Source organism: Staphylococcus sp. 231237_7MaSpsaltlick (assembly GCF_043107035.1).
The window spans coordinates 86,712-97,595 of record NZ_JBICNX010000006.1; the positions used below are offsets into that span (position 1 = coordinate 86,712).

A 10,884-nucleotide genomic window follows, 5' to 3' on the forward strand; every position below is an offset into this window, starting at 1 on the left:
AATCTTGTAATCAATCATTCTAAATCGTTTGGAGCTTTAAATGAGAAGTATTATAAAGGATTACCTATATTATGTAATCATGTTAACTATTGTAATAATCATTTGTTTAGTATTATATATGCTCTATATCTGGAAACAAGACCAACCAGCAAATAACGACTATTACAAAGATTTTGCAGCACTCAAAGCAGACACGAAAGCACATAAAGACTGGGAAATTAATACTAAAACAACGAATAATAAAGACATTCTTATCACCGCAATTCACGGTGGAGGTATTGAACCAGGCACATCAGAATTAGCCAAAATCATTTCTAAAAAAGGTGATTATAATTTATATAGTTTCGAAGGTTTATTACCATCAAACAATAAGAAACTCCACATCACCTCAACAAACTTTGACGACCCTAAGTTAACGGAAATGGTGTATAAATCAAACGAAGCCATTTCTATTCATGGTATTGAAGAAGACAACAAAGCCGTTTATATTGGTGGAAAAGATAAGAAAATGGCAAAATCTATTACTAAGCACCTTGAAAAGGAAGGATTTAATGTTAAAAAAAGTCCACGCTACGTTAATGGCGATTCAGAACATAACATTATAAACAAAAATGATAGCGGTTCTGGTGTACAAATAGAAATATCGACTAAATACAGAAAGCAATTTTTTGAAGATGGTAAGTTAAATCGTTCAACACGTGAAAACACAAGTCACTACAGACAAAACATTTATGATTTTGCCGAAGCTGTAACTAAAGGTATCAAGGAACAGACAAATAAAAAATAACAACTTTATAACATGAAACGTTCATTACACAAAGCACGCTTTCGCATAAAAAGACAATTGCTATTTTAATTATATAGAAATTGTCTTTTTTATTAATAACAATACGCAGCATATTAATTACATTTTTGTAAGGTATATTGTCACATTAAATTGTAGATATCATATATACAAATCTCTAAAATATAATTATAAATCTCTCTAAGGAGGAATTATATTTGAGATTACTCTACAAGCTCATATTACCTAGCTTATTATTGTTCATTTTCATCTTTTTAGCATTATTTGGATGGAAACTGTATGCAGAAAATCATCAAGATAATAATAAAGTACGCGATTACGCTAAGTTTAACCCTTTAATTCACAACGAATATTATTACGTCAAAATACAACAACCAATCAAAAAAAACGTTAATTATGCAGATAATGGTCAAAAATTTATTAGCTATACTTATCAACAAACTTCAGCCAATCATCAAGGTAACACAAAAGAAATTAAGTTCAACTCATTTAATGAGCATAAATTAAAATTAAATCATTACTTAAAACTAGAAATACGTTTAGGTGATACCCAAAGTTATAAAGAAGTACAGAAACAACAAGTACCAAAAGCCGCATTAGACAAGATAGACAACTAATTGAATCAATACACGAACATAGCAGATCCGCTCTAAAAACGAGTGAGCGAATCTGCTATGTATATTTCATTTATTAACGCGAATACAGCTAGTTGCTATAAAAATGATTTATCCTTAAAGATGGTCTCTTGCTTTCAAAACATAACCTTAAAATCATTCTACTATCAAAAATCCATTTCATTAAGACAAGACAACATGATACCCTTTAAATACATTACTTAAAATGAGATAATAATTATAAAGATTTTATAAATTAGTAACGAAAATAAAGTTTCTGATTTTAATAAAAAATCAAGAATAGCAATAAGTAACCGGAGGGACCATACACAATGCAGTATAATCACCAATTACAAAAATCAACTAAAACAGAGCTCCAAAAATTGTTAGCAGTCTTACCTATCTATATATACTTTTTTTTCATAACAATTCACACTATTCTGACTAAAGATGGTTTAATAGCTAAAAGTATTTCAGCGGTTTGTTTCATCATCTTTGCAACAATGTTTTTGTTAGCACTTAGAAATATATTTGAAAATAAAAAACGTATTAACTAAACCAAAACAATGCTTCATCACAAAATAACTTCTTTCGATAATCATTTTGTAATCCTTCTCACTAGGGCATCATACTGTATTTAGCAAAGAACATTAAATCGTTATGCCACATCCCCCTCGCTATTTTCGATAGCAGGGGGATTTTTTGGTGTAGCTATATTTTTCATTATCTATATCATTTTGTACTTCACCTAGAAAAATGACATAAGGAATCCATTTATCTAGACTATGATGAATAGCGTTTTATTGTGCAGTTAATATAACGATACTATGTTCCACATCAAAAAACCATTCCTTTTCAACAAGTGTTATTCCAATTGATTTATTGACGTTGCGGCTCGAAACACTTAAAGCTCAATAAATTTTCTCGGCATAAATTCACCGTTTACTTTTTGTTTTTATTCCCTTTTAATACATATACATATAGCGTCATAAGTATTGCAAAAATTAAAGTAGCAATTAAAATTTGATATACATTAAATTTCTTAAAAAATACTAAATTAAAAAAAGAATACAAAATAAAAAATGAAACAAAATAATATATGAAATACAAAATAATTTTCAAAATAAAAACTCCTTCATAGCAAACTTCATCACAATAGTTATTACTTTAGAGATCTATTTTTCGCAATTGAAATTTACAATTAAATTTTAACATAAAAAAACACCCACCCAGTGACTAGTGTGGGTGGATAAAGGTCATAAGTTTATTAATCAGACATATTATAAACTCCGATTATTTCTAACTTTTATTGACTTAACAACTAAATAAATAGCATTTACTACCATTAATATTGCATAAGGTACTAATATAAATAAGTTATCTAAATGTATTATGAAAATAAGTCCAAGTAAGAAAAAAACATTTAAAATAGTTGAGATGAAATATCCTTGACCAAATTTATCATTCATTTCAAACACCCCTTACCTTATGATTTATTTTTCTCTTCCTTATTTCTTTTGTTATAAAATATTTTATTCAAGAATGTGATATCTGCTAAGTAGCTTAATAAACTACCTCCAATAATATCTACAATCAATGATACTATTGTAGCGAACATTTTTCTTAGAAACCCCATATAATCCACCTCTATTTATATTGTCAGAAATACAATTATATAAAATACAAATTCCCTGAAAATTTTTCATAAAACAAAAACCCTCCAACATATATATTGATGGGTGGAAGTTAGAAACCATACATTATTCAAATAACCTATTAATATTTATATATTTTTGATAGTGTAATGTTAGTTATATAAAAAGTCTTTATTAAACGGAGGAATATATGCTTAAAATTCAAGATGATACTTACGTAAAAAGAACATTACGATTTCTAACTACAACATTATCTATTTTCATAATCACTTTTATTTTGGCCATTATATTTAGCCCTTCTGCTGACACTATTAAAAACATATTTAATAGTGTCCCAAATAATGTGGACGATGCGGAAGGCTTAAAAAAAGTTTGGGAATATATATTAAATAATGGTTTTAAAGTTCCTTTTCAAATGCTAATACTAGCTATCATTCCAATTCCTTTTTTATATTACTTAAATATAATAAGTACAACAATACTTCCAGCAATAGCTTTAGGTTTTGCAATTAACTTTGATAAACACAAAGGAATCATATTGAGTATATCCGCAATTCCTCATTTCATCATAGAAATATTAGCATTTTGCTTTGTTGCTAGTAGCTTATTAAAAGTAAATCAATCTATTATTAGAAAGTTTACAAATCTTTTTAGAAAAAGCAAGAAACAGAAATTTTCTATCAAACTAGCAATAACTAATTTAATAAAAATTTATTTTTTTATTGCTTTACCTTTATTTATAGTAGCAGCATTTGTTGAAAACTATTTATCTAAAATTATATTTGATTTACTCACTTAAAATAATAAGCCCACTATTCTTAATAGTAGGCTTACTTCTAATTCTCCATCATGAAATCTTCAAATACTTTGGCAATCTCTTCATTCATTTTATTTATTCTCATTTATTTGTAATTGGTCAGAAACTGGCATAGCAATAATGCTCAACAATCCAAAGATTACAAATGATGAATAAGTATCCTAAAATGTAAGTTCAATTAAAATAGCTATTATAGTTATGAACGTTATAAACATTGAATATAATTTCATTACAATCACTCTCCATTTTTAATTTGAGCTACTCCTCATATTTAGCTATCTTAATAACTACTAAAGTAGAATCGAGGTTTAAGTATAAATCTTCAACACCTCTATCATTTTCTATGTACTTATTAAACAAACGAGAAATAGTTGATCTACTATAGCCAAACAATTCTCCAATGGCTTTAGGTGCGCAGTATATAGTATTAACTATTACTTGAGTAGTTTCAGTAATTGTATTTCCTTTGTTGGTTCTACATGTATTCTTTGAATTCCCATTGCTTAACTTCCTTATATTCTTCAATTCCAAAACATTATTCGGTGTCACATCGAAATATTTACATAACTTCATAATAGTTTTTGTATCAGTATTTTTAGTTCACTCATGATATAGAGCATATAAAGTATTTGGAAAAATACCTGTAACATCACTTAAAGCCGAATCAGAAATCTTATTCTTCGCAATCAACATAGTTAGCTTGTTTTCATCATTTCATACCCTCTAACCTTCAAAGTATTTTTTATAACCAATTTATTGGTTGCAAAATAGAATATAATAGTCTACGTACAATGACAAACAGATCATTATTCAATTTAACAAGCTTCTTGGTTATAATATAAACAAGAAGGAATCTCTATATGATTATCACTTCAAACTTACGGGTTAAAATGGCAGAGCTCAGTTATTCAATCAGAGATGTCCACGAAAGAACAAATCTATCTAGAACCACAATTTCAAATCTTTACAACGGTTATAGTGACGATATTAAATTCGATACATTAAATTAGAAAAATGTGACAACCAATTTATTGCAGACGATTTAAACATTAATGGAGTACTTAGAACCCCATTAAGTAACAAAATCGAAAAGTATATTTTAGAAAGTTTTCTATCAAGTGAAATCTCTAAAAAAATTTTGAATTTATAGAGGAAATAGAATACACATTTAAATAATGTGTATAAATTTTAACAACACATTAAATAATTATTTATATGTAATGTCGATTCAACTTACACATACGTGTTCTTGTACACGTACGCCCTATTTTAAGGTTGCATGATACATAGTAAGATATTAATTAAATAGTATAAAAAGGAGAGATTCAAATGAGCAAAGCAATGACGATACATCATATAATCAATTTAGTTTTAGTAATGGGGTTAGTAGCATTGAATTACTTCAACATTAGTAATTTGGCAGTTTCTATAATATTGGCATTGATCATTACTATTAATGCTGCTTTATTAATCAGAGCAAACAGAAAGAAAGTTGAAAGAGATGGCGTTACTATTGATGACTATAAGAAGAAGTAATTAAATTGGAGGATTATTATGAAGTTCGGTAAGTACAAATATGATTACAACTATATAATTCTATCTTTACCACTTTTAGTAGTATCTATATTTGCACCCGCAGTATTTATTGCATTTATTATTTGTTTGATTTACGGATTTGAGAAAGTAGAAGATTAATATTTAACAAAGGGGATTGTCTATGATATTCAAACTGGAAGACAAATCTAATCAAACGTTAAACATATTAGGAGATATTTGGTTAAAAACCAATATAGAAACTCATAATTTCATTGACAAAAGTTATTGGATAGATAATCAAAATGACGTTATAAAAGCATTTAAAAGTGCTGATATCTTTATTTTTAAAGAATCCGACGAAATTAAAGGCTTTTGCGGTGTAATAAATGGTTATATAGCTGGGATATTCGTTAAAAACGAGTGGCAAAGTAAAGGTATAGGCTCTCTTTTAATTAAATATCTTCAAAATATTTATGCTTCCTTATGTCTAAAAGTCTATAAGGATAACATAAGGGCAGTAGCTTTTTATAAGCTATTAGATTTTCAAATTTCTGGTCAAGAGATAGATGAAACTAATAATATAGAGTACTTAATGTCATGGAATAAAAAAGAGAAATAAGTATTGTTGGGAGATATGACAAGTGTGAGTGCGTGAAATCACTAAAAACAATAGTACTGCCTATCGCTATTTAGAGCGCTATACAGACCCTTTAACTGGTAAGTATAAAACAGTATCAGTTACACGTAACAAGAACAATGTACGCAGTCAGAAGGATGCTCAATTAGAGTTAAATAAAATAATTGAACAACGTCTTAAACATAATAGTACGAAACAACTTGAAAACTTAACGTTTCACGATGCGTGCGATGAATGGTTAGAGCATTACAAGACACATTCAGGCTCAAAACCAACGACCATTAAAGAAAAGACAAGTAATGTTAATACAGTCAAAAATGCTATTGATAGTAAAGTACTCATCAGTAAGATTACACACACCTATTTACAAGACATCATAAATGAATGGGCTAAATCACATAGTATTGGCCATGTTCAATCCCTTGTTATTGTTAGCCGTTCCGTTTTCAAATATGCATTTAAATATTATGATCTACACGATATTAGTATTTTAGATAAAATAGATATACCTAAGAAAGCTAAAACTAGACATGAACTTCAAGCTAAACGTAATAACTACTTAGAAGATAGTGAAGTAAAAGAATTACTAGAATGTTTCGACTACCTGATTAAGCATAAAAGCCATGCTACACGTAAACGTAACTATGAAATGGTAAAAGCATTAGTAGAGTTTCAAATTAACAATGGTATGCGTATTGGCGAGTTACTTGCAATCAAGACAGACAATGTAGACGTTGAGAATAAAACATTAGAAATAGATGGCACAATTAACTGGGTTACTGATGCAAAAACAGGAGCATTTGGGATTAAAGAAACCACTAAAACAAGTAAGAGTTACAGAACAATCGGACTCACATCTCAAAGCATTAATTTACTTAAAACACTTATGCTAGAAAATAAAAAAGAGAATCAATGGAATGATAAATTTATTGATAGAGGTTATATATTCACTAATACTGCTGGGAGTCCTATTGACTTAAACAAGGTGAACAATATAATTAAAGAAGCTACTGATATTAGTTCAATTAGCAAGTGTGTCACAACGCACACATTACGTCATACACATATATCTACACTTGCACAGTTAGGAATCAACCTAAAAGCTATACAAGATAGAGTTGGACACAGTGACTACAAAACCACACTAGATATATATACCCACGTTACAGATCAGATGGCTAAAGATATGATGAATAAGCTAGAAAAACATTCACTTTAATTTCTCACTAGAAAATTACTAGAAAATTACTAGAAAAAATCTTTTTCTAGTATACTAGTCTTTAATACCATAAATACGTTGTTGCTAGTAACCTACTAGAAAACTACTAGAAAACTACTAGAAAACTACTAGAAAACTACTAGAAAACTACTAGAAAGGATAAGATTATGGACTTAGACAATTTCACTATTGACTCTATACTAAACGCACGAGAAAATGATTTTTATGACAGAAAATCAGAGATGATAAAGCCTAGAGATATAGCAAAGATATTAGTTGCCTTTGCAAATTCATCTGGTGGCATGGTTTCTATAGGTATAACTAATAATGAAATAACAGGTTTAAAAAATCTAAAAGATGAAAAAATAAATGATTTTTTACAAATTGGTTTTGATCATTGTAGCCCTGTATTAAAAATTAAACACAAGTTCGTTGATGTTATAAATAAATATAACCAAGATGACCAGATACTATTATTAAGCGTTGATCCTAGCATTGACAAAGTTTACACTACTAAAAATGATGAAGCATTCATAAGAGTGGGAGATGAGACTAAAAAATTATCATTTGAAATGAGAAAAGACTTAGAATACGAAAAAGACATTCGGCGTTATGAATCAGAGTTAGTCAATGATTGTTTATTAGAAGATTTAGACCAAAACCTATTAAATAATTATAAATCATTACATAATTTCGAGGGCGAAAATGTATGGAAACTATTATATTCAAAAGGTTTAGCCAAAAGAGACGAAAATAAAAATTATACATTAACAGTAGCAGGGATACTCTGCTTAGCAGAAACACCTACAATATTTTTACCAAACGCTCGTGTAAGATTCATTCGATATGATGGCATAAAAGAACAAACAGGTTCAGAGATGAACGTTATTAAAAATGAAAGCGTAGAAGCTCCACTGCCGATTCTAATAGATACTGTTTCATCTATAATTGAAGGACAGTTAAGAGATTTCAATTTTTTAGATGCCGAAAGAGGACAATTTGTTAAAGTTTCCGAATACCCAAAAGAGGCATGGCTAGAGGGGTTAGTTAATGCAGTTACTCATCGTTCTTATAGTATAAGCGGTGATGACATAAGAATAATTATGTTTGATGATAGACTAGAATTCCATAGTCCTGGTAAATTCCCTTCTATAGTAACACCAGAGAATATAAAAGAAATTCACTATAGTAGAAATCCTCAAATTGCCAAAAACTTAAATGATTGGGGTTATGTTAGAGAATTTGGCGAAGGCGTCAATCGTATGTTTAAAGAAATGGCTAATTTCTATTTAGAAGAGCCACAATTCGAACAAAAATAAAATTCTATACTATTAACTTTAAAGAATAATATAGTAATGCGAAGCATGAGAAGACAAGAAGGTATAAAGTTTAATTCAGATGTTAATTGGAATGAATTGAATCGTTATGAACAAAAAATAATGGAATTAGCGTATCAAACAGAAAAGATAAAAACCGCTGATGTTGCTAAACAATTAAACATTGCAAACCCTACAGCTCGAAAATACTTGGAAACATTAGAGCAAAAAGGTGGATTGATTAAAATAGCAAATTCACCAACAGATCCGCACCAACATTATATTTTCAAATTATAAATATAGAGAAAAACTCACACTCTGCGAATTTTTTGCGAACTTTCCAAATGAAAATGCACAAAAATAACCCCGTAAGCCTATGCTTACGGGGTTTTTCAGATACAATAACTATTATTGTTCTTCTTTAACATATGGTAATAATGCCATATGACGAGCACGTTTAATAGCTAAAGTTAACATACGTTGATATTTAGCTGAAGTGCCTGTTACACGACGTGGTAAAATTTTACCGCGTTCTGAGATAAAACGTTTTAATAATTCTGTGTCTTTATAGTCGATGTGTGTAATTCCGTTTGCTGTGAAGTAACAAACTTTTTTACGACGACGTCCGCCTCTTCTTGGTCCACCTGCCATGGTTAACTGCCTCCCTTGTTGATTATTTTTTTATAACGTTCATATGCGTTCTTTATCAATCACTCTATGGCGATTCATGTTTATACGTTTCTATTATTAAAAGATTTATAATATGTGTGAAATATTGTATTAAATCTTTACGTGTGTGTATATGTGCACCACTAATAGTATAAAATTATATGACATTTGTCAATATGTTCTAAACTATAAATACACATTTCATAGTAATATTTTCATCTTTCAACAATTCAACGCATAAAATATCACATATCACTCAATCATCACAATTAGTGATTTAAGACGAGTTTGATTTTTTCACTGAAACCATCGTATTGGTTATTGATAAAGAAATGTCCGCCATCGAAAAATTGATAATCAACTTGGCCTCTCGTTAAATCTGACCACTTGTAGATATCTTGATCACAAATCTTATCTTGTTTTCCAACAAAGACAGAAATATTTGCTTTTACTTTTTCAGCTTTAGGCTTATTATCGTAGTAATCTATTGCTAAGAAGTCATTCTTTAGAGAAGGTTTTACAAGTTCCCATAGTTCTTCGTGAGCTAATACCTCTTCTGGTGTGCCGCCTTTATCTTTAATAAATTGCTTGAATTCTTCGTCAGTCATATTCGCAATATTATTGTTGCGGTCTATACAGCCTATAGGTTCACTTGCGCAGAGAATCATATGCTCAGGTCTATAACCTAGTTCATCTAATTTGTAATATAATTCATAAGCTAAAATAGTTCCTAAACTATAACCAAGTAGGATAAATGTTTCTGGCTCTTCTTTAACAATTTGATTTGCTAAATCATCAACCATGTCTTCGATGCTATCTAGTGCATCTTCAATCAGTCTTTCACCACGACCAGGTAACTCTAATGGTTTAAATTGGATGTGGCTCGGTAATTTGTCTTTCAACGGATAATATAAGGTTTTGCTTCCCCCTGCAAACGGAATACAAAATAATGTTGTCTTTGCCATATTCTCGCCCCTTAACATATACATTCTGCATTAAATGTATGTGTGATGTCTGTGAAATTTACTTTTATATCTTGATTAGCAGTTTCTAAAATTATTGATAATGCATATTGATTAAATAATAATTTATGAAAACTGGATAAACGTTGTTCTTGATTATTTACTAATTCAATCATCTTATAAGTGTGTCCTTCTGGCGTAATTGAAAAGCTATCTAACGCTTTATATATTCCAGTTCCAAGCATCTTGATATAACATTCTTTCAATGTCCACACTTCAAAAAAACGGTTCAACTGTGCTTGTTCATTGTTATCTTTCATGATGTATTGATATTCAGCCTGCGCAAAATAATTTTTGGCAATCGTTAAGTCGATAGGTTCTACTTTTTCTATATCAATACCTACATTCATGTCACTAACGATACAAACCGAAAAACCATCCGTATGCGAAATATTTAAGTGTTTGTTATATGGCCTATACAACAAAGGTTTCCCATAATCGCCTGTTTTAAACGCAATATCGTCAATTTCATGACCAGTTGCCGCTTTAACACAAAAACACTTAAACAATTCTGAGTATTTAGCATTACGTCGTTTATTTTGATAAATTGAATCACTGGTATCTAATAAATATACAGTAACTTCCACTGTATCA

At 29.4% G+C, this 10,884-nt stretch carries 16 protein-coding genes; 10 read left to right on the forward strand and 6 right to left on the reverse strand.

Going from position 1 to position 10,884, the window contains the following annotated elements:
• Positions 1-40 precede the first annotated feature (40 nt).
• Together ACF91D_RS13270 and ACF91D_RS13275 are read left to right on the forward strand one after the other, a co-directional pair.
• On the forward strand, positions 41-787 hold the full coding sequence (locus ACF91D_RS13270; RefSeq protein WP_107589727.1) for a poly-gamma-glutamate hydrolase family protein: 747 nt from the start codon (positions 41-43) through the stop codon (positions 785-787).
• A gap of 215 nt (positions 788-1,002) precedes the next feature.
• Entirely contained in the window at positions 1,003-1,422 is a 420-nt protein-coding gene (locus ACF91D_RS13275) for a YxeA family protein (RefSeq protein ID WP_158262817.1), read from the forward strand.
• Between the two features lie 939 nt (positions 1,423-2,361).
• Here ACF91D_RS13275 and ACF91D_RS13280 read toward each other — a convergent pair.
• The 3 genes from ACF91D_RS13280 to ACF91D_RS13290 all read right to left on the reverse strand — a co-directional run bounded on the left by ACF91D_RS13280 (position 2,362) and on the right by ACF91D_RS13290 (position 3,055).
• Positions 2,362-2,541, reverse strand: coding sequence for a hypothetical protein (locus ACF91D_RS13280; RefSeq protein WP_107589730.1), 180 nt, complete (start codon positions 2,539-2,541; stop codon positions 2,362-2,364).
• Positions 2,542-2,699: 158 nt separating this feature from the next.
• Positions 2,700-2,888 carry a hypothetical protein gene (locus ACF91D_RS13285; RefSeq protein WP_107528145.1) on the reverse strand — a complete coding sequence of 63 codons (189 nt, stop codon included), beginning with the start codon at positions 2,886-2,888 and terminating at the stop codon, positions 2,700-2,702.
• Between the two features lie 17 nt (positions 2,889-2,905).
• Positions 2,906-3,055 (reverse strand): hypothetical protein, encoded by a 150-nt coding sequence (locus tag ACF91D_RS13290; protein ID WP_182475618.1) that lies wholly within the window; start codon positions 3,053-3,055, stop codon positions 2,906-2,908.
• A 209-nt stretch (positions 3,056-3,264) separates the two neighbouring features.
• Here ACF91D_RS13290 and ACF91D_RS13295 point away from each other — a divergent pair, with 209 nt between their 5' ends.
• The 8 genes from ACF91D_RS13295 (at position 3,265) to ACF91D_RS13330 (ending at position 8,896) form a co-directional block, all read left to right on the forward strand.
• Positions 3,265-3,873 carry a stage II sporulation protein M gene (locus ACF91D_RS13295; RefSeq protein WP_107589731.1) on the forward strand — a complete coding sequence of 203 codons (609 nt, stop codon included), beginning with the start codon at positions 3,265-3,267 and terminating at the stop codon, positions 3,871-3,873.
• Positions 3,874-4,751: 878 nt separating this feature from the next.
• Positions 4,752-4,901 (forward strand): helix-turn-helix domain-containing protein, encoded by a 150-nt coding sequence (locus ACF91D_RS13300; RefSeq protein ID WP_392437169.1) that lies wholly within the window; start codon positions 4,752-4,754, stop codon positions 4,899-4,901.
• A gap of 319 nt (positions 4,902-5,220) precedes the next feature.
• Positions 5,221-5,427: a hypothetical protein gene (locus ACF91D_RS13305; protein ID WP_107527889.1), complete on the forward strand. Its 207-nt coding sequence runs from the start codon at positions 5,221-5,223 to the stop codon at positions 5,425-5,427.
• 18 nt (positions 5,428-5,445) lie between these two features.
• Positions 5,446-5,586, forward strand: coding sequence for a hypothetical protein (locus tag ACF91D_RS13310; RefSeq protein ID WP_182475106.1), 141 nt, complete (start codon positions 5,446-5,448; stop codon positions 5,584-5,586).
• 22 nt (positions 5,587-5,608) lie between these two features.
• On the forward strand, positions 5,609-6,046 hold the full coding sequence (locus ACF91D_RS13315; RefSeq protein ID WP_107527888.1) for a GNAT family N-acetyltransferase: 438 nt from the start codon (positions 5,609-5,611) through the stop codon (positions 6,044-6,046).
• Between the two features lie 28 nt (positions 6,047-6,074).
• A complete protein-coding gene (locus ACF91D_RS13320) occupies positions 6,075-7,283 on the forward strand; it encodes a tyrosine-type recombinase/integrase (RefSeq protein WP_107589733.1) in 1,209 nt (402 codons plus the stop codon).
• A 167-nt stretch (positions 7,284-7,450) separates the two neighbouring features.
• Positions 7,451-8,602, forward strand: coding sequence for an ATP-binding protein (locus ACF91D_RS13325; RefSeq protein ID WP_107589734.1), 1,152 nt, complete (start codon positions 7,451-7,453; stop codon positions 8,600-8,602).
• 45 nt (positions 8,603-8,647) lie between these two features.
• Positions 8,648-8,896: a winged helix-turn-helix transcriptional regulator gene (locus tag ACF91D_RS13330; protein ID WP_158262818.1), complete on the forward strand. Its 249-nt coding sequence runs from the start codon at positions 8,648-8,650 to the stop codon at positions 8,894-8,896.
• A gap of 111 nt (positions 8,897-9,007) precedes the next feature.
• On the opposite strand, the gene rpsR is transcribed toward ACF91D_RS13330, so the two are convergent.
• The 3 genes from rpsR to ACF91D_RS13345 all read right to left on the reverse strand — a co-directional run bounded on the left by rpsR (position 9,008) and on the right by ACF91D_RS13345 (position 10,877).
• Complete coding sequence (gene rpsR / locus ACF91D_RS13335; protein ID WP_042737618.1) at positions 9,008-9,250, reverse strand: 30S ribosomal protein S18; 243 nt, start codon at positions 9,248-9,250, stop codon at positions 9,008-9,010.
• Between the two features lie 287 nt (positions 9,251-9,537).
• Positions 9,538-10,233 carry a thioesterase II family protein gene (locus tag ACF91D_RS13340; RefSeq protein ID WP_042737619.1) on the reverse strand — a complete coding sequence of 232 codons (696 nt, stop codon included), beginning with the start codon at positions 10,231-10,233 and terminating at the stop codon, positions 9,538-9,540.
• Between the two features lie 11 nt (positions 10,234-10,244).
• Entirely contained in the window at positions 10,245-10,877 is a 633-nt protein-coding gene (locus tag ACF91D_RS13345; protein ID WP_107527004.1) for a 4'-phosphopantetheinyl transferase family protein, read from the reverse strand.
• Positions 10,878-10,884: the final 7 nt, after the last annotated feature.